Raw genomic sequence first — 20034 nt, 5'->3', positions numbered from 1 at the left:
AAGTATATTTAGGATGCGTTGAGTTGATTGTGGGGATAAAATCAGGAAGATAAGGTATTTCAAACTTGCTGACACATCAACAAATTCGATAGTACAAAATTAAAATTTAGGAGAGTAGACTGCTGTGCGTTTTAACTATAAAGCTCTAATTGGAATGGGTGTTACTTTGTTGTTAACCAATGTTAACGCTACTGAAATTACACCAAACTACGAGTCTGGTAAAAAGATTGCAGAAACATGTGTATCTTGTCATGGTAAAGATGGAGTAAGTACAAATGATCTCTATCCTAAACAAGCAGGACAACATGAAAAATATCTTCGTACTCAACTCTACGAGATGAAACGTTCATATAACGATCCAGAAAATGGTCTTCGTTTTGACAAAGATATGAGCGTAGAAGCAAATAAATTATCAGATCAAGATATTGCTGATGTAGCACTCTACCTTTCAAAACAGAAACCAAGCTATGGTACTGCTGATGAAAAACTCGCTATTCGTGGAGAACAGATCTATCGCGGAGGTGATATCAAACGAAATATCCCAGCATGCTCTGCTTGCCATAGCCCAACTGGCCAAGGAAATGCGGCTGCGAACTATCCTGCACTAGCTGGTCAACATGCATACTACACAGAAAAGCAATTAAACCGTTTTAAAACTGAAGAACGTAAAAATGATCCTGCTAGAATTATGCGTGATATTGCACAACGTATGACTGAAGAAGAAATTAAGGCTGTATCGTCATACATCCAAGGGTTACAACCATAATTTGGTATACTATTCAAAGAGTTAAAAGTGAGCATTGGCTCACTTTTTTCTTTTAAAACGTATAAAATAGCACTTATGGGATTCACTAAAAATAAGGAGATCTTTTATGTTTAAAAAATTATTATCAACTGCTGCACTCACTATATTGACAGTCTTTACCGTAGCAAACTCACAAGCTCTCTATCAAGAGATAAAGCCGCACGTTGATCCGATCTACGACCCTAACAAAATCGAAGTTATTGAAATTTTCTCTTACGCGTGCCCCGCTTGTAATCGATTTGAACCATATTTTGCATCTTGGAAAGAATCTCAAAAAGATGTTGCAGATGTTGAGGTGATTTCTTTAGCAGCACCTGGACAAGCAATTTGGTCATTATATGCTAAAGCCTTCTACACTTTAGAGGCAATGAATGCTTTAGATAAAGGGCACCAAGCATTTTTTGATGCAATCCATAAAGACCGTCAGCGTTTTATCAATGAAGAGCAAATTGCTGATTTTATGGCAAAACAAGGCATTGATCGAGACAAATTCTTAAAAGCATGGAATGGATTTGCAGCAACAAGTGCGTATAACCGTGCAGAAAATCTTATTGCAAATCAATACCGCGTTCCATTCACACCTGCAATTGTCGTTGATGGCCGCTACCTACTAAGTGCTGACTCTGCATCAAAATTACCAGGACCTGGTAACCCTTATGAAAAATTGATTAGAAATATCGATGATGTTGTGGTCTTAGTCAGAGAAGAGCGTGCTCAACAAAGTGGTGGACAAACTACACAAGAGCAGTAAAATTACTACTCCTTTTACGATTATCCAAAGGGCTATTTCTAGCCCTTTTTTATATCTTTTTTGAGGGCTTTATGTCATCACTATATTTTGCACCACAAATTGATCCTGTGATCTTCTCCATTGGGCCTGTTGCACTTCGTTGGTATGCGTTAATGTATCTTATTGCGCTCGGACTTGCTGTTCTTCTTGGCTCTTATCGTGCTAAAAAACCAAATTCTGGATGGACACCTACCCAGGTTGCTGATATGGCATTCTACCTCTTCTTAGGAGCTGTACTCGGCGGGCGCATTGGTTATACGCTCTTTTACGATTTTGGAAATTTTATTCAAAATCCTGCGGCGATTATCGGCTGGACAGGCTCAAGCATTGAATGGGCCGGTATGAGCTTCCACGGTGGTTTGATCGGAGTACTTGTTGCAAGTTACTTCGTTGCTAAACGCTATAATAAAACATTCTGGGAATTTACCGATTTTATTGCACCACTAATCCCACTTGGCCTTTTCTTCGGCCGCTTAGGGAACTTTATTAATGGAGAGCTTTGGGGGAAATTTACCGATCAAACATGGGGGTTTGTATTTCAAAATGCGCCAACAACAATTGATTATATCTATCGTCATCCATCACAGCTTTATGAAGCATTGACAGAAGGTTTATTACTTTTTTGCATCCTATGGATCTATACAATAAAACCTAGACCTCGTGCAGCAACTTCCGGCTTATTCCTCTTTGGATATGGCACATTCCGTTTCTTTGTAGAATTTTTCCGCGAACCTGATGCACATCTTGGTTATATTGCCAGCGGTTGGTTAACCCAAGGGATGATATTATGTATTCCAATGATCATTATTGGTCTAGTGATCCTTCTTTTTGCATATCGTAGGAAAGCACAATGAAAGAATATCTCAATTTAATGAAAAAAGTTCGTACCGAAGGGAACTTTAAAGAAGATCGTACCGGCACAGGTACTTATTCAATTTTCGGCCATCAAATGCGCTTTAACTTGCAAGAGGGCTTCCCGTTAGTCACGACTAAAAAACTGCATATTCGCTCGATTATTTACGAACTGCTCTGGTTTCTAAAAGGCGATACCAATATTGCTTATCTCCAAGACAATGGCGTTCGTATATGGAATGAATGGGCTGATGAAAATGGCAACCTTGGACCAGTATATGGAGCTCAATGGCGTTCATGGCCAAAGAGTGATGGAACCGTTGTTGATCAAATTTCAGAGCTCATTAAAAATATCAAAAAAACACCTGATTCTCGACGCCTAATTGTTAGTGCATGGAATGTGGGTGAGCTTGATAAAATGGCATTACCACCTTGCCATCTACTATTCCAATTCTATATCTGCAATGGTGAGATTTCGTGTCAGTTATATCAACGCTCGGCAGATATCTTTTTAGGCGTTCCCTTTAACATTGCGAGCTATGCACTCTTAACACATATGATCGCGCATGTTTGCGATCTCAGAGTCAAGGACTTTATCTGGACAGGTGGAGATTGCCACCTTTATGCAAATCATCTTGAACAAGCAGATCTGCAACTAACTCGTAAGCCTCTTCCCTTACCTAAATTAGTGATTCATAATAATCCTCGATCTATTTTCGATTTTAAATTTGAAGATTTTGAAATCGAAAATTATGAATCTCATCCGGCGATAAAGGCGGTTGTAGCAGTTTAATGACAAAACGAAACGTTTTAGAAAATGTGGTATATGCATATACTGATGGTGCTTGTAGTGGTAATCCTGGTCCCGGTGGTTGGGGTGTCTTACTCATCTATAATGGGAAACGCAAAGAACTTTCAGGCTTTGAAGCAGAAACGACAAATAATCGCATGGAATTAACAGCAGCGATTAAAGCACTCCAAACCTTAACTCGTCCTTGCGATGTGATATTAACTACGGATTCACGCTATGTGCAACAAGGCGTTACACAATGGATTGATGGCTGGATTCGTCGAGATTGGAAGACAGCAAATAACAAACCCGTTTTAAACCAAGATCTTTGGCGACTATTACTTGCCGAGCGTGAACGCCACCTTTCCATTGATTGGTGTTGGGTAAAAGGTCATGCCGGCCATGAAGAGAATGAAATTGTGGACCAACTGGCGACGAACGCTATTAAAAATAATATTGTGAGTAACAGATAGATATGAGCAGACAAATTGTTTTAGATACCGAAACAACCGGTTTTGATTTCAACAAAGGGGATCGTATTGTTGAGATTGGTTGTATTGAAATAATAGATCGTGAAATTACCGATAATGATTATCACGTTTATATTAACCCCGAACGCTCTATGCCAATTGAAGCATTCAATGTACATGGCCTAGGAGATGACTTCCTCAAAGATCAACCATTATTTGCTGAAATTGGGCAGAGTTTTCTTGATTATGTTGATGGTGCTGAGCTAATCATTCACAACGCGGGCTTTGATATTCCATTCTTAAACTTCGAACTCACACGAATGGGATTACCCGCTGTTACAGAACGCTCTTCAGTGATCGATACTTTAAAAATGGCGCGAGAAATGTATCCTTCTCAGCGTAACACGCTTGATGCACTTTGCCGGCGTTTAGGAGTCGATAACTCTGGTCGTGAACTCCATGGAGCTCTGCTTGACTCCGAATTATTAGCCCAAGTCTACCTCAATATGACAGGTGGACAGGAGTCATTATTTGATGCATTTCAAGCACCTCAAAAACAGCGTTCCAAAGATACTCATAATGAAGTTATTTCGAAAAAATCCGTAATAAGTCATCAAACAAAACATCGAGTTTGTTACGCCAATGAGACTGAAATAGCCGCTCATGAGCAGTTTTTAAAAGAGGTTTTAAAACGTTCTTAAAACATTTTATACATCTAATAGCATACTTTTACGCTAAAATAACGAACTTATTGATCACGAATTTTCGTTAAAACTTAATAAATTAAAAGTTGAGATTTAACGCTTTACAAAGGTATTTGAATGACATCTAAAATCGGTTTTGTCTCGCTTGGTTGCCCAAAAGCACTGGTAGATTCTGAATATATTTTAACCCAACTTCGCACAGAAGGTTATGAAATTGTACCGCAATATGATGAGGCGGATCTTGTTGTCGTCAATACTTGTGGGTTTATAGACTCAGCAGTTCAAGAGAGTTTAGATGCCATTGGAGAAGCTCTTGATGAAAATGGCAAAGTTATCGTCACAGGTTGTTTAGGAGCAGATGCGGATAAAATTCTCTCTCATTATCCCAATGTATTAAGTGTTACCGGACCGCATGCTTTCCAAGAAGTGATGTCAGCCGTACATACACATCTTCCCAAACCGCATGATCCATTTATGGACTTAGTGCCACAAGGTGGTATTAAGCTCACACCGCGCCATTTTGCATACCTTAAAATTTCAGAAGGCTGTAATCATAGTTGCACATTTTGTATTATTCCTTCAATGCGTGGAAAACACCAGTCATATCCCGTAGGAGATGTTCTTTCTCAAGCGAAAAAACTGGTCGGCGCCGGTGTAAAAGAACTATTAGTGGTTGCTCAAGATACAAGTGCTTACGGTGTTGACATTAAATACCAAACAGGATTTTGGGATGGAAAGCCCGTACGAAGCCATATTCAAAATCTTTGTGAAGAATTAGCTAAATTAGACGTTTGGGTTCGTCTACACTATATCTATCCTTATCCACATGTAGATCACTTAGTACCATTGATGGCTGAAGGAAAAATTCTTCCTTATCTTGATGTCCCTATGCAGCATGCTTCACCGCGAATTTTGAAAGCGATGAAGCGTCCGGCAAATAGTGAAAATATGCTTAAACGAATTCAAAAATGGCGTGAAATCTGTCCAGAAATAACAATTCGTTCAACATTTATTGTAGGCTTCCCCGGTGAAACAGAAGAAGAATTCCAAGAACTTCTCGACTTTATTCAAGAAGCACGTCTTGATCGCGTTGGCGCATTTATCTACTCTCCCGTTGAGGGAGCGGCTGCTAATGAAATTGCTAAGGCCATTCCATTAGACATTCAGGAGGAACGACTCAATCGTTTTATGACGCTGCAAGCAGAGATTTCAGCCGAGAAGCTACAAGCAAAAATTGGTAAAACTCTAGATGTTTTAATCGATGATTTTGATTTTGAGGAAGGGATTGCTATTGGCCGTACAAAAGCTGATGCGCCAGAAATCGATGGTTTAGTCTATGTGGATAATGCGACACCAGAAATGATTGGCTCTATTATCCAAGTAGAAATTGATGACGCGGATACTTACGATTTATATGGTGTTGCGCTTTAACGAATTTGAATTCGATAGAGAATATATTAATTTCTTTAGTAGTAAAATCTCTATAATTTAGTAGTCTTACTACTAAAGTTACTACCATTTTTTACTACTTACTACTATTCTCCGCTATTCATATCTATTATCAAGGCGATGAAAAGGCACTAAAAAGCCCTGTATAACTATGCTTTAAGAGCTTTTGCTATACAGGGCTATTTTGTATTTGGCGCGCCTAAGAGGAATTGAACCTCTGACCTTTGGTTTCGGAAACCAACACTCTATCCAACTGAGCTATAGGCGCTTGAAAGTGCCTCATTATACCATCAATATTTTTGTATGAAAGAAAAAGCCACGTAGGTAACTGCATATCTTTCCTACAATAAATAATCTATTATTAATTTTAGCGATTATTCAATATTTTGAATTTGTTCACGAATCTGTTCAATGAGCACTTTTAAATCAACACCAATTTGCGTTAAAACCACGTCTTGAGATTTTGAACTTAGCGTGTTTGCTTCACGGTTTAACTCTTGCGTAAGAAAATCTAAGCGACGGCCTACCGGCTCTTTACGCTTAAACACATCGCGCATTTCGGCAATATGAGCAGTTAAACGATCGATCTCTTCATCGATATCTAGTTTTTGAGTGACATAGATAAGTTCCTGCTCGAAACGTTGAGGATCATGTTCAATATCTAATCCTTCCAAGCGAGCACGCAGTCGTGCTTCAATTTTTTCAATAGCTATTGGACGCTGTACTTTCGCTGCTTCAACGAGCTCTACCATTTGTGTTAACCGCTCTTCAATCATTGTCTGAAGACGCGCACCTTCTCGATCACGATTCTCTACAAATACTTTTAAAGCAGCATTAAAAAGATTAAAAAGTGGTAATTTAATCGAATCTGCATCTAAAGATGCACTCTTCATAACGCCAGGAAATTTCATTAAATCCGTAGCTCGAAGCGCATCATCTTTTCCTAGTAAAGCATTCGCTTTTCGATGAATCTCTATCAGTTCTTTTGCTGTTTCTTCATTAAAGCGCAAATGAGATGACTCTGCTTCATCAAAATCAATTCGAATACCAACTTCTATTTTTCCACGTGAAACGGATATTTGTAGTTTTTCGCGTAATTCAGGCTCCAATGCTCGTAAAAGATCAGGCATTTTAAAGGTTGCATCAAGATAACGATGATTCACACTGCGAATCTCTAAACTTAATTGACCAATCTCAGTAGCAGTAACTTCTCGGGCAAATCCCGTCATTGAACGCAACATATTTTTCCTCTTTCTCTGTCCATACTGAATATTGATATTGCCATTATTCATGCAGTTCCCCACATAAAAACTCTTAGTCGTATTATACAAGGAAATAACTATTTTCGTTCGTTGATAAGTTGTTTTCTGGCATTAACAAGCAATTTTGCTAATTATTCAGCCACAAAATTTAAAATATTTATTCATTAGAGATAAATCATTTTATTTATAAATATATGTAAATATAAGTAAAATTTATTTTTAATGAGTATATAATCGATTTGAGGGATTGTTCGATTAACGAATAATTTTTATTAATCTGATTATATAGTTCTGGGTGATTTTATGGATAATACTAAAAAAATTGGCTTAATTGCCTGTATCGGAATTGTCGCAGGAAATATGATGGGAAGTGGGATAGCACTCCTTCCTGCAAACCTTGCAAGTATTGGATCCATCGCTATTACAGGATGGCTTGTAGCGCTCGTTGGGGCTCTCTCGCTAGCGTATGTATTTGCTAAACTTGCCACCAAGGATCCCGAAGAAGGAGGTCCAATTGCTTATGCAAATGAAGTCAGCCCGGCATTAGGATTTCAAACTGGCGCACTCTATTATCATGCAAACTGGATTGGAAACCTTGCAATTACCACAACTGCGGTATCATATCTCTCTGTTTTTTATCCCATTTTGAACCATGCGGTTCCGGCAGGAATACTCTCTCTTGGGCTTATATGGCTCTTTACATTCATTAATCTTTTAGGTGGAAAATGGATTAGCCGATTAACAACTTTTGGGCTCATTCTTATTCTTATTCCTGTTATTGGTACAGCCATATTTGGATGGTTTTGGTTTGATAAAACAACCTACGTTAATAATTGGAATGTCTCTCATGATACCGACTATAAAGCGGTCGTAAGTAGTACATTGCTCTGCTTGTGGGCATTCGTGGGCATTGAGTCAGCATCAGTAAATTCAGGTTTAGTTAAAGATCCTAAGAAAACAATCCCCGCCGCGACGATGATTGGTGCCTTTTTAGCGGGTATTGTCTATATTGCGGCAACACAAGTTATCTCTGGAATGTATCCTGCAGCAGAGATGGCAGCATCGGGGGCTCCTTTCTCTAAAACAGCTTCGACAATGGTTGGAGAATGGGCGAGCCCGATTGTTTCTATCTTTACTGTTATCGCCTGTTTAACTTCTTTAGGTTCTTGGATGATGCTCGTTGGACAAGCCGGTGCCCGAGCAGCACATGATGGTAACTTCCCGAAAGCTTATGGTGAGATGGATAAAAATGGTATTCCACGCAAAGGACTTATTTTTGCTGCAATTCAGATGTCAGTTTTGCTAATTTTAGTAACGCTCGCAAATGCAGAATCAGGACGCGCATCCACCATATTTAAAGATCTTATCAATATCGCTGTACTTTTAACAATGCTTCCTTACTTCTACTCCTGTTTAAATCTTATTCGTGTAGAAGGTATGAGTGCTAAACGAATCTTAAGTCTTACCGCTGCAATTTTCGGATCTGTCTTCTGCTTTATCGCACTCTTAGGCTCTACTTCGATGCAGCTTTCTGGAACCTTTATCGTCAGCTTAATTATCTTAATGTTTTATGCCAAAAAACTGGGTCATAAAAATCCCACTGAGTCTGCTGTACAGCAATAACTCAGTTCAATCTATCCGTTTCTCAATTTGAGTATAAGGAGTTTTATATGTATAAAATCGCAATGTTGAATGATGTTCGTGAAGATTTCAAATGCACAGTATTTGCTGATCTTGAAGATAATTTAGCACATTTCGGATATGAGCTACTGATCTCCGATAGCGCTGATGACTTAACGAATCTCTTACAAAAAAATCCACGTATTAATGGGGTAATCTTTGATTGGGATAATAATGACCTATCACTTTGTCAAAAACTCGCTGATATCAATGATAAATTGCCACTTTTTGCATTTATAAATGATAAAACTGCATTGGATCTGAAAGTTGCAGATCTCGATAGTAATATCCATTTCTATGATTATGTATTGAATAATGTTCCAGATACAGCTGAACGCATCCATCTTCGTATTGATGAGTATATAAGCCAAATCTTGCCTCCATTCACCAAAGCGTTATTTAAGTATGTGAGTGAAGAAAAATATACATTCTGCACACCAGGTCATATGGGTGGAACTGCTTTTGAGCAAAGCCCTGTTGGATCACTTTTCTATGATTTTTATGGGGAAAATACCTTTAAATCAGATATCTCTATCTCAATTGGTGAATTAGGCTCCCTACTTGATCACTCGGGTCCTCATAAAGATGCCGAAGAGTACATTGCTGAAACTTTTGGTGCTGATCGAAGCTTTATTATCACTAACGGAACATCGACAGCAAATAAAGTTGTCGGGATGTATGCATGCCCTGAAGGAAGCACCATCGTTGTTGACCGTAACTGCCATAAGTCTATTACGCATTTAATGATGATGACTAATGTCACGCCGGTTTATCTCAAACCAACGCGCAATGCTTATGGTATTTTAGGGGGCATTCCAAAAAAAGAATTTGAAAAAACGCATATTGAGCAGATCGTTAAAGAGCGTAAAAATGGCTCTGTGCCGGTTCATGCGATTATCACCAACTCCACATATGATGGGCTTTTCTACGATACAAACTATATTAAGAAAAATCTCCCAGTAAACTCTATCCATTTTGATTCGGCATGGGTTCCTTATACAAACTTTCATCCTATTTATGATGGAAAATCTGGAATGGGTGGTGATCGTGTTGAAGGCAAAGTAATCTATGAAACGCAATCTACGCATAAACTCTTAGCAGCATTCTCTCAAGCATCAATGGTACACGTAAAAGGAGAAATTAATGAGCGCACCTTTAATGAAGGCTATATGATGCATACCACAACATCACCGCTTTACAGTGTTGTGGCATCTTGTGAAATCTCTGCGGCAATGATGCGTGGTAAAGCTGGCCGTAATCTTATGCAACAAGCGATCGAACGCGCCATTGATTTCCGTAAAGAAGTGGCTCGTTTAAATCGTGAAGCTGATGACTGGTTCTTCAATGTTTGGCAACCTGAAAACATCGATACAATTGAATGTTGGTCATTAAATGCCGAAGACAAATGGCACGGCTTTAACGAAGTCGATGAAAATTTCCTCTTCTTAGATCCTATTAAAGTGACGATTACAACGCCGGGAATGGATGCACACGGAAACCTTGATGAGAAAGGAATTCCTGCATCAATCGTTGCTCAATTTTTAGATGAGCATGGGATTATCGTTGAAAAAACAGGCCCTTACTCCCTTCTCTTCCTCTTTAGCATGGGAATTGACGAGATCAAGGCGATGACACTTCTTCGTGCGTTGATGAAATTTAAACACGCCTATGATAATAATCTTAAAGTCAAAGATGCAATGCCGAGCTTATATGCTGTTGATCCTGAGTTCTATGCAAATATTCGATTGCAAGAACTTGCTCAAGGAATTCATAAATTAATGGTTCAACATCGTTTACCGGAGTTAATGTATAACGCATTTGATAGCCTTCCAGAAATGGAAATGACACCGCATAAAGCTTATCAAACTGAACTTCGTGGTAGAGCCATTGAGTGCAAACTTTCTGATATGCTCGATAAAGTCAGTGCCAATATGATTCTCCCTTATCCACCCGGCGTTCCATTAATTATGCCAGGTGAAAAAGTCACAAAAGAAACATTACCCATTCTCGAATTCCTCGAAATGCTTTGTGATATTGGTTCACATTATCCTGGTTTTGAAACGGATATTCATGGAGTTTATCAGAATGATGATGGCGAGTATGTTGTTCGCGTACTTCAAGACTAACCATATATTAACTGCAATTTAACCAATTGCAGTTAAATTCAGCACAAAAAAGGTACGTCTTATTATATTTTTATGATAAGACGTATTTTCGTAACTATTTGCTTATAAAAATTCAATCATTAAAAAGGTCATTATGAAAAAATCAAATACCGGTGATAAAAATGCCGAAAAACTTGGTTTAATGGCATTAATAGCCATTGTTGTCAGTTCAATGATCGGTAGTGGCGTGGATGGTTTACCTCAAAATATGGCCGCTAATTCAGCTGTCGGCCCAGTCATTATTGCGTGGGCGGTTGCAGGCTTTGGGATGTTTTTTATTGCTCGAACATTTATGGTACTTGCCAATATTCGTCCTGATCTGCAATCAGGTATTTATATGTATGCTCAGGAAGGGTTTGGAAAATTTATCGCCTTTCTCGTTGCTTGGGGTTATTGGTTAATGACGATGTTCAGTAACGTTGCATTTGCCATTATGATTATGGATGTGCTCAATTATTTTATCCCCGGCGATTTTAAAGGTGGTAATAACGTCGCTTCAATCATTGGTGCATCAATCCTTATTTGGGGATTTAATTTCTTAGTCCTCTCAGGCACCAAAGTGGCAGGCTTCTTAAATTTTATCGGTACTATCGCAAAACTTGTTCCTCTATGTGTCTTTATTATTATCGTGCTCTACTTTCTCAATAGTACACAGCTTTTTCATGATTTTTGGGGACATAATGCTTCAGAGATGAAAAATGACTTAGGCCCCGTTTATAAGCAAGTGATTGCACCACTCGATGTAGCATTATGGTGTTTTATCGGTGTTGAAAGTGCTGTGGCGCTCTCTGGACGCGCAAAAAATAAAAAAGATGTCAGTCGAGCGACCTTTATTGGTTTTCTAATCTCTTTAGGAATTTGCGTTATTATCTCTGTAATTCCGTTTGGAGTCATGAATCAACATGAATTAAGTGCTATTCCTACACCTTCTACTGCTGGTGTACTGCAACAGGTGTCGGGTGATTGGGCAGAAATTTTTATTAATATAGGTGTTTTAGTTTCAATCTTATCCAGTTGGCTTGCATGGACAATGATCTGTGCAGAGATTCCGATGATAGCCGCTAAAAATGAAACCTTTCCAAAGATATTTACCACTCTCAATAATAAGGGGGCTGCGTCTGTTGCTCTTTGGATCAGTAGCTTAATCATGCAATTGACGCTCATTTTTGTCTATTTTGCGAATAATGCGTGGATTACAATGTTGTCGATTTCTGCTGTGACTGTATTGCCAGCATATTTTGCTTCAGCTGCCTACTTAATAAAAATAGGCATTACTGGTGAATATACCCAATATGACCAAAAAGGTCGAGGACTGGCGATTATCACAGGAGTCATAGGCGCTATTTTCTGTATTTTTATGATCTATGCTAGCGGTATAAAATATGCCATTTTAGCGCCATTATTCCTTACTGCCGGGATTCCTTTATACATATGGGTTCGCAAAAAAGATGATGGCGTAGATATTATTTTTTCACCAAAGGAATGGGTCTATTTAGGTATATTAATTCTTCTAGATCTCATTGCACTTTGGTTTTATCTTTATTAAAACTATTGAGCTAAAAAAATAGTATTGATAAATACAGTAAAATTACAACAAAAAAAGGTCATCAACGGATGACCTTTCTACTATTTTAATAATCAATTCTTATTGACAATTAACAACTTGCCCCGACTCTGAAACATGACAATTAAGAGTAATAACTTCCCCTGTCATCGAAGATACTGTGGCCGTAGGTACAGAACCATTAGCATTCACAACTTGATAACTACCAATGCTTGCAATGACTCGTGGTGCATATTGAATAAATGATTGACAATTTTCTGGAGTAATACGAGACTCCATAAATTGACGAGCTGAAATTTGTGAAATTCCTAACTTCGCACGATCTACGCTCCATGAGTTAACTTGAGCAGCTAGATCTGCTAATGCACTTTGTACAGTATCATCAGTAAGATAACCTTTACTATAACAACCAATAAGACCCGCTTCGAGTAACGATGCTTCTTCATAGTTTTTCTCGGGCATTGGAGTAATTCGTTGCGTTGACGCACAACCTGCTATTAAAAGAGGAATACATAAAATACTTAATAGTTTTTTCATAAATTTATAACTCTTAGTGGAATTTGTTAATTATCTGTTTAATATACTATATTTATAGTTAATTAACAAAAATAACACATTTTAGTTCTAAAAAGTTAATCTTTTCTTTGTCGATACGATAAAAAAGATCCTTTAGGGCTCACTAAAGGATCTTTCCACAAGATACCGAGTGATACTCTCACTAAGATCTATCACGGTTTCATGCATCTATCAATTGACTAATTGTTCAATAATCCTGACCTACTTTTTTAAAATAATATAGTCAACATCAATATCTGTCGGCTTAAAGGTATGACGATCTACTTCACCTTTAATAATCACAGTATCTTCAGGAGTTACTTTTAAGCCGTACCAATCATCATCATCAATTTCAATCGTAATTTCACCAGTAGCATCTCTAAATAGATACTTCTCATGCCCCATTGATTGAATAATATTACCTTCCATTGTGACCTTTGTATCATCATGTAAATCTTGAGCCTCTTTGACGCTTGTGATACCGCTTGGATTAGTTGTTACACCCTGTGCAGTTGGCCCTGAAAACTGTGCCGAAGCAACAGATGCAGTCAATGTTAATGCTACAAGTAAAATACCCTTACGTTTCATAAAACCTCCAATACAAATGTTTGATTAAATGGATTTCTCTCTTTCCATGATCATATTTAAACATTTAAATCTTAAGAAAATCTTAAGTTACTGAAATTTTTAAGTAAAAAATAATATTTATTTTTTATCGCATTCTTTTCTAAAAAAAATCATCATACTTCCCCTTTATTTTAAAGGATTCTATATTTCCTAAAAAATACTTCCTTACGCAATATTTTTTGATTACCCTTAGAATTCATGTCTATAAACATCATTTTATTAAAAGGTTTTATCAATGATTAAACATATTGTTCTTATTCGGTTTAAAAAAACTGTGACTAAAAGCGATATAGAAGCTATTTTTCAAAAAATAGGCGCTTTACAAACGATTCTTCCTACCATGAAATCGTATAATTACGGTCGATACAATGGCGCACAAGAACGATATAAAGGCTTTGATTATGCATTTCATATGGAATTTAGTAGTGCTGAAGAGCGTGACGCTTATCTTATTCATCCCGCTCATGTTACTCTTGGCAATGAATTACGTACAATGCTCGATCCAGAAGGATCCGATTCTTTTCTAGCTTTTGATTATGACACGACTCTACTATAAGAGTCTCTATTTTAATCTATTACGGAACAATATCTTATGTCTTTAACGCTCTCTCAATTTTTAAAAGAAATCCCTAAAGCAGAGTTGCACTACCATCTATTAGGTGGTGTTCGTTTAGAAACGATGCTCGATCTTGCCCATAAATATGGTGTTCCGTTGACGGAGAAAGAAGCAAAATCCTATTATCGCGCTTATGCGCATGAAAATGAGGTAATGAAAGGAGGAATAGCGGCGCTCAATTTTCTCTATCCGCTACTGCGCGAGCCGGAAGATTATGCACGCGTTGCTTATGAGATCTTAGAGGATGCTAAAAATAGTGGCATTCGTTATGTTGAATTCTTCTGGAATCCCAATGATACTGAGCTTCCTTATCAAGTTGTAACGGATACTTTAGCGGCAGTTTTTGAGGAAGCAGAAGCAAAGTGGAATATCAGTGCCTATCTAATTCCCTCCATTAATCGTGAGAAGAGTCCTGAAGAGGCGGTGGAGATGGTTGAATGGATGATCGCCTATCCTCATCCTCGGGTCTTAGGGATCGGTATCGATTATCGAGAAGACAATGCCCCGATTGAGAAGTTCTGGAAAGCATATCGTCTTGCAAAAGAGAATAACTTTCGCTTAACGGGACACTGCTCAGAGTTTGGGCTTCATTGGCGAAATGTGGAGACGGGGCTCGATCTGATTGGGCTTGAGCGTATCGATCATGGCTATACGGTTGTTGAGAATCCCGAACTGATGCAGCGCTGTGTTGATGAGCGTATTCCCTTTACCGTTGTGCCGAGTAATACTTTTTTCTTAAAAAAGTGGCCTAATCTAGAAGAGTGGCAGATGAAGCACCCTATTCGGCAGATGGCGAAAGCAGGTATGGTGATTATCCCGGCAACGGATGATTGGCATATGCACAATACTGATGGACAGAAATGTTACCAGGTGATGATTGAAAATTTCGGTTTTGATCTCGATGGCGTGCGCCAATGTATTGAAAATGGTATCAATGCCGCATGGCAACCCGAATCGGTGAAAGAGAAGTGGCGTCAAGAGTGGCTTGCGGAGTTTGATCAGTTACGCTCAGCGCTCACTGAAGAGCCAACATTTGATCCTGAATTTCACACTCCTTACCAATTGAAATAGGAAAGAGAGGTAAATTTCAGAGAGAAGAATCTCTAAAGTCCTAAAGTCCTAAAGTCCTAAAGTCCTAAAGTCCTAAAATGGACGAGATTCATTGATTGCCAATGTAATAAATTCAGACTCCTGACAATTTGCTTCTTGAAGTGATTGTTTCAGATAACGAGGTGGCTCATCGAGCGCTTCATCTGTTAACTCAAAGACGCCCCAATGGATGCCGATCGATTGTTGAATGTTTAACATTTGATGAATTTCGACCGCTTCCTTGGGACTAATATGTTGCGGCGCCATAAACCAACGTGGCTCATAAGCCCCGATCGGTATGAAGCCAATATCGATAGAGAAGCGTTCCCCGATCTCTTGGAGAAGAGGGGTAAAACCTGTATCACCGGCAAAATAGAGCGTCTTTCCCCCTAATTGAATAATATAACCACACCATAAAGAGGCATTACGATCTAAAAATCCTCGCTTACTCCAATGTTGCGCCGGAACCGCAGTGATCTCTAAAGGAGATTGCGAAGTAGAGAGCTTCTCACTATCCCACCAATCGAGCTCAACGACTCGTTCAATTCCCCGCTTTAAAAACCATGGTTTTAGCCCTAAGGGAACGATCACAAGAATTTCAGGGAATTTCTGATAGAGTTCTAGAATCGTTCTTTCATCGAGGTGATCATAGTGATTATGGGAGATCAGAATAAGATCTAATCGTGGCATCGATTCAATGACGGAGATTGCCGGCGTTTTTCGAAGAGGACCAAGGAAAGAGAGCGGCGAAGCACGGTGAGAGAAGATTGGATCGGTTACAATCGATACTTCAGGTGTTGAGATATAGATCGAAGAGTGGCCTAACCAGATCAATGCCGATGTCTCTTTTTCGGGAAAGTGGAGCGGAACCATATTCTTTTTAATAAAATTCTCATATCCCGTAGAGGGAGCTTTAGGTAATTTTTTTTGCCGGCGTTCTTGCATCCATCGTAGAAGATCTCTCCAATCAACCTTGGTTGGTGGAATATTTTCAAAGCCATAGGGGCGATGATGAGCTTTCTCAGGATTGTAATAAGGATTGATACGCTTTTTAAAGAGCGGTTTTTTTGACATCTCCACCTCCCACGATGAAGCATTTTGAATGAAGCGATTTATAACTCAGCAAGATTCTATATATTGCGTCAGGCTAGGATTTTCAGGTTCGATTCTATCAGGCTTGATCGTTTTTTTATTGAGCAATGGTCGAATCAAAAAGAGCATCTAAAGATCTCTCTAGATGCTCTGAAGCTGCCGATCATATAATGAACATTCTCTATTTTATCATAACAAGCATAAATGATATAAAGGAGATAAAAGGCATGATTCTACACCTTCTATCCATAGAAGTAGTAAGAGAGTGCCAAGCAGGTAAAGATTCCCACAAAGACCGGTACGGAGGTCCGTTTTACAATAACAAGCGGATTTACCTTTAAGACTGAGGCGACAATAATAATCACTGCGGCAACAGGTGATGCTGAGCGAATAAGATTTGCGGTCAATTGCATCGGTAATGCAACCATAACGGTATTGACATCCATCTGTGTGGTAATCTCTGGAATAATCTTGATAAAGGAGTGAAATACGGCAATACCACTACCACTTAAGAAGCCGATTAATGCGGCCATTCCTGAGAAGAAGAACATCAAAATCGGGCCAGCACCTTCAACATCATTAAGGCTATTGGTTAAAGTTGTAATAATACCGATCGCTTTTAAACTCTCCACAAAGAGTCCTGCGGCGATAATCAGCGAAACGACTTGAAAGAAACCTTGCCCCATCCCTTCAAAGAAAAGGTTAAAATCTTTGATCGATTTTTGAAAGCTTCTTTTACGGATCAATTCAATGAGTAAAGGAATTAAGATAGAGATCAGTGTAATTTCTGGAAGCCCCATCTTTAAGAGTGGCTTTCCCGTTTCAGGGTTGATAAAGGCAAGATTGAAGAGAAGAAGGAGCAAAATCGGCACAATGGGGAAAATGGCATACCATAAAGGTGCCGGTTTTAATTTCGCCAATTTTTCCGCTTCACTATGCTCTGGTTGATAAGGTACATGCACGGTTCCGGCGCGGCGATCGAGGTGACGCTGCCAGAAGAGATGGGCTACCGCCATAATCAGAAGTGCCGGAATAGAGACTTTTGCATGATACTTTAGAACATAGTCAAGAGAAGAGATTCCAAGATGTTGCGCGACAACCACATTATCAGAACCGAGCGGTGTCGGCGTAATTGTTGCTGTTGTGGCAATTACGGCGCCGGCAGTTAAAGGAGACATCCCAGCGGTTCTTAACGCCGGATAGAGTGTTGCCATCAATAAAATGGCAAGTCCGGCGGCACTTGGAAGCACCATTTGCAGTGCATTCCCTAACAGAAAAACCACCGGCACTAAAATATAGACGGAACGAATTTTTTGAATCGGTTTTGATAAGACGGCAACCATCGCATCATTAGCGCCGATATGATTCATATAGGCAGCAAAACCGAAAAGCATCATAATGGTGAGCCCTACAATGCCCATCTGCATCTTAAAGAGATCAGTCGCTTTTGCAAAAGGATCGAGCCAGATAGATCCTGTCGGCGTTGTTGTCTCAATCGTATGCCCTAAAAAGACGGAGATAAAGAGAAGAAGAAAAGCGGCAAGGAAGAGAACAATTTTGGCATCATAATTTTTAGCAACAAAATAGCCCACCGCAATCAAGAAGAGAATGCTGATAATAATTTCTAACATAATTTGAAGTAGCTCATAAGACAGGAATAATATGAAATTGTATTGTACGATGATCTGTAATTCTTTTGTAAGAAAAACACTCTAAAGTTAAAATAAATTTACAGATCTATCAGTTATATTAACGATAGTAAAGATGCTTGCTTCTCCACTATTGACTAAAAATATCTTTTTGTTCTAATGAAATAACGTTCCCTCTTAATATGATAAGGAGTTTTCCCTTGAAGTCATTAACAATTGCCATAATTAGTGCTATTACGCTTACAAGTTGTAGCACACTTAAAGAAGATATCGCTCAATTTAAACAGTCAACAACGGAGGTTGTTCCCCTCACTGTTAATTTTGACCCTGAAAAAGCGCAGTATATTCTCCAAAATGGTAAAGCCAATATTATCGGTAACGCACACATTAGCAACCCCTATGGAGAATATATTAGCTGTGCCGGCAATAATGTCTATTTAGTACCTGTTACTCCTTATTCAGCTGAAATGTATACTTATCTATTTGGTGGTTCACAGGAAGGATTTGCTAGTGATGCTACATTACGCCGTATAAAATTTACACCAGAAGATCCTCGATTTAAGGAATATACAAAGGTGACAACCTGTAATTATGTCGGTGAGTTTAAATTTACGAACGTACCTAAAGGTAAATACTATATCGGCACAAGTATTATATCTGAGGTAGACGGATATAACCTCATTGATGGGGGCGCTTTTGCTAAAGAAATTATTGTTCCAGCATCCGGAACGATCACTATCAATATTGATCAACGCGGCACTTATTAATTAATGAGTATAATATGATCCCATTCTTACATAACTTTATGCAGCAACTTTACCAATTGCTGCCCTTTTTTATCTTAATCGCAATGGGATACATATTAGTCCGCCGCTTTCACTGGCCGGTAAGTTTTACTGAAGGGCTCACGCGGTTCTTATTTAATCTTGCAATTCCTATTATGTTATTTGGTGTAATGAGCAAGTTCCACGATCAACCAAAAATGGATCCTCGCCTAATTATTGCTTACTTTGGAGGGTCATTTATCCTCTTTTTTATCGCAAAGTTATATGCCCATTGGTTTCTGAAATTAACGCCTCAAGAAGGTGCTGTATTTGGAGTTGGAGGGATATTTTCCAATAATGTCATGATCGGCATTCCGATCATTATGTTATTTATGGGTAAATCTGCAATAGCAGTCTCAGCACTTATTATTAGCTTTAATGCCCTTCTTCTTTGGAGTCTTGTCTCATTTGCCATTGAATGGTCAGAACATGGTTCTTTCTCAATTCAAGGAATCTTATCAACACTCAAAGGAGTATTCCGTAACCCCATTGTAATAGGAATAATATTAGGAATGATGGTTAGTTTTACAAATCTTCCTATTCCTCATTTTATTGATACAACCATCACTATGTTCTCAAATATGGTTGCACCACTCTCGTTACTTGTTTTAGGCATGGGGCTTGCGAAATATCAATTTGGTACGAATTTGAAGGTCAGTTTTAATATCACTTTATTTAAACTCGTGCTACATCCTTTTTTGATTTGGGTTATGGCGATTATGATGGATTTGCCAGCTTTTGAAACCAAAGCTATTGTGATATTAGGTTCAATTGCAACAGGCATGAATGTCTATCTCATGGCACTAAAGTTTAGAGTAATAGAGGATGCAACTGCCTCAGGCATTATTCTTACAACAATTCTATCAGCGATTACAACACCCTTAATTGTAGTACTACTCTGATAACTATCTTGTATAAAGTATGCATACTCAACAACATAGACCCGTACAATATTAATGCTTTTGAAATAGAGAACTATATCTCGATATTTATTTTAAACTTTAAGAATTTAAAGATACGCACGAAATGAAATAAGCAAACGTCTACCATC

The 20034-nt window shown here is 38.6% G+C and carries 19 protein-coding genes and 1 tRNA gene; 14 read left to right on the top strand and 6 right to left on the bottom strand.

Going from position 1 to position 20034, the window contains the following annotated elements; genetic code table 11:
- Positions 1-124 precede the first annotated feature (124 nt).
- The 7 genes from ACPF7B_RS01015 (at position 125) to rimO (ending at position 5842) form a co-directional block, all read left to right on the top strand.
- The gene (locus ACPF7B_RS01015; protein ID WP_490505783.1) at positions 125-766 is read left to right on the top strand and encodes a c-type cytochrome; all 642 of its coding nucleotides are present in this window, start codon (positions 125-127) and stop codon (positions 764-766) included.
- Positions 767-872: 106 nt separating this feature from the next.
- Positions 873-1556: a thiol:disulfide interchange protein DsbA/DsbL gene (locus ACPF7B_RS01010; RefSeq protein WP_490505782.1), complete on the top strand. Its 684-nt coding sequence runs from the start codon at positions 873-875 to the stop codon at positions 1554-1556.
- Positions 1557-1627: 71 nt separating this feature from the next.
- The gene (lgt, locus tag ACPF7B_RS01005; RefSeq protein WP_490505781.1) at positions 1628-2449 is read left to right on the top strand and encodes a prolipoprotein diacylglyceryl transferase; all 822 of its coding nucleotides are present in this window, start codon (positions 1628-1630) and stop codon (positions 2447-2449) included.
- A complete protein-coding gene (gene thyA, locus ACPF7B_RS01000; RefSeq protein WP_490505780.1) occupies positions 2446-3240 on the top strand; it encodes a thymidylate synthase in 795 nt (264 codons plus the stop codon). The genes lgt and thyA overlap by 4 nt, the downstream gene beginning before the upstream one ends.
- Complete coding sequence (gene rnhA, locus ACPF7B_RS00995; RefSeq protein ID WP_490505779.1) at positions 3240-3710, top strand: ribonuclease HI; 471 nt, start codon at positions 3240-3242, stop codon at positions 3708-3710. Before thyA ends, rnhA begins: the two co-directional genes overlap by 1 nt.
- A gap of 2 nt (positions 3711-3712) precedes the next feature.
- A complete protein-coding gene (dnaQ, locus tag ACPF7B_RS00990; RefSeq protein ID WP_490505778.1) occupies positions 3713-4408 on the top strand; it encodes a DNA polymerase III subunit epsilon in 696 nt (231 codons plus the stop codon).
- Positions 4409-4528: 120 nt separating this feature from the next.
- Positions 4529-5842, top strand: a complete 1314-nt coding sequence (gene rimO, locus ACPF7B_RS00985) for a 30S ribosomal protein S12 methylthiotransferase RimO (protein WP_490505777.1) — start codon at positions 4529-4531, stop codon at positions 5840-5842.
- Positions 5843-6051: 209 nt separating this feature from the next.
- Here rimO and ACPF7B_RS00980 read toward each other — a convergent pair.
- Positions 6052-6128: transfer RNA gene (locus ACPF7B_RS00980), tRNA-Arg, on the bottom strand.
- Positions 6129-6234: 106 nt separating this feature from the next.
- Positions 6235-7101: a YicC/YloC family endoribonuclease gene (locus ACPF7B_RS00975; protein ID WP_490505776.1), complete on the bottom strand. Its 867-nt coding sequence runs from the start codon at positions 7099-7101 to the stop codon at positions 6235-6237.
- Positions 7102-7425: 324 nt separating this feature from the next.
- On the opposite strand from ACPF7B_RS00975, the gene cadB reads away from it, so the two are divergent.
- The 3 genes from cadB (at position 7426) to ACPF7B_RS00960 (ending at position 12513) form a co-directional block, all read left to right on the top strand.
- Entirely contained in the window at positions 7426-8745 is a 1320-nt protein-coding gene (gene cadB, locus ACPF7B_RS00970; RefSeq protein WP_490505775.1) for a cadaverine/lysine antiporter, read from the top strand.
- A 47-nt stretch (positions 8746-8792) separates the two neighbouring features.
- Positions 8793-10928: a lysine decarboxylase gene (cadA, locus tag ACPF7B_RS00965; RefSeq protein WP_490505774.1), complete on the top strand. Its 2136-nt coding sequence runs from the start codon at positions 8793-8795 to the stop codon at positions 10926-10928.
- 133 nt (positions 10929-11061) lie between these two features.
- Positions 11062-12513 (top strand): basic amino acid/polyamine antiporter, encoded by a 1452-nt coding sequence (locus tag ACPF7B_RS00960; RefSeq protein WP_490505773.1) that lies wholly within the window; start codon positions 11062-11064, stop codon positions 12511-12513.
- A gap of 99 nt (positions 12514-12612) precedes the next feature.
- Here ACPF7B_RS00960 and ACPF7B_RS00955 read toward each other — a convergent pair whose 3' ends face one another.
- The gene (locus tag ACPF7B_RS00955; RefSeq protein WP_490505772.1) at positions 12613-13068 is read right to left on the bottom strand and encodes a hypothetical protein; all 456 of its coding nucleotides are present in this window, start codon (positions 13066-13068) and stop codon (positions 12613-12615) included.
- Between the two features lie 240 nt (positions 13069-13308).
- A complete protein-coding gene (locus tag ACPF7B_RS00950) occupies positions 13309-13674 on the bottom strand; it encodes a YgiW/YdeI family stress tolerance OB fold protein (RefSeq protein WP_490505771.1) in 366 nt (121 codons plus the stop codon).
- Between the two features lie 274 nt (positions 13675-13948).
- Between ACPF7B_RS00950 and ACPF7B_RS00945 the strand changes: the two genes are divergently transcribed.
- The gene (locus tag ACPF7B_RS00945) at positions 13949-14269 is read left to right on the top strand and encodes a Dabb family protein (RefSeq protein WP_490505770.1); all 321 of its coding nucleotides are present in this window, start codon (positions 13949-13951) and stop codon (positions 14267-14269) included.
- A 36-nt stretch (positions 14270-14305) separates the two neighbouring features.
- Positions 14306-15400 (top strand): adenosine deaminase family protein, encoded by a 1095-nt coding sequence (locus tag ACPF7B_RS00940; protein ID WP_490505769.1) that lies wholly within the window; start codon positions 14306-14308, stop codon positions 15398-15400.
- 72 nt (positions 15401-15472) lie between these two features.
- On the opposite strand, the gene ACPF7B_RS00935 is transcribed toward ACPF7B_RS00940, so the two are convergent.
- Entirely contained in the window at positions 15473-16492 is a 1020-nt protein-coding gene (locus ACPF7B_RS00935; RefSeq protein WP_490505768.1) for an MBL fold metallo-hydrolase, read from the bottom strand.
- A 260-nt stretch (positions 16493-16752) separates the two neighbouring features.
- Positions 16753-18141: a C4-dicarboxylate transporter DcuC gene (gene dcuC, locus ACPF7B_RS00930; protein ID WP_490505767.1), complete on the bottom strand. Its 1389-nt coding sequence runs from the start codon at positions 18139-18141 to the stop codon at positions 16753-16755.
- Between the two features lie 218 nt (positions 18142-18359).
- On the opposite strand from dcuC, the gene ACPF7B_RS00925 reads away from it, so the two are divergent.
- Positions 18360-18926, top strand: coding sequence for a hypothetical protein (locus ACPF7B_RS00925; protein ID WP_490505766.1), 567 nt, complete (start codon positions 18360-18362; stop codon positions 18924-18926).
- A gap of 14 nt (positions 18927-18940) precedes the next feature.
- Positions 18941-19885 (top strand): AEC family transporter, encoded by a 945-nt coding sequence (locus ACPF7B_RS00920; RefSeq protein WP_490505765.1) that lies wholly within the window; start codon positions 18941-18943, stop codon positions 19883-19885.
- Positions 19886-20034 lie beyond the last annotated feature (149 nt).

This window comes from Ignatzschineria sp. 22MB058224 (assembly GCF_058188435.1).
This window is presented reverse-complemented; position numbering and strand designations above follow the sequence as displayed.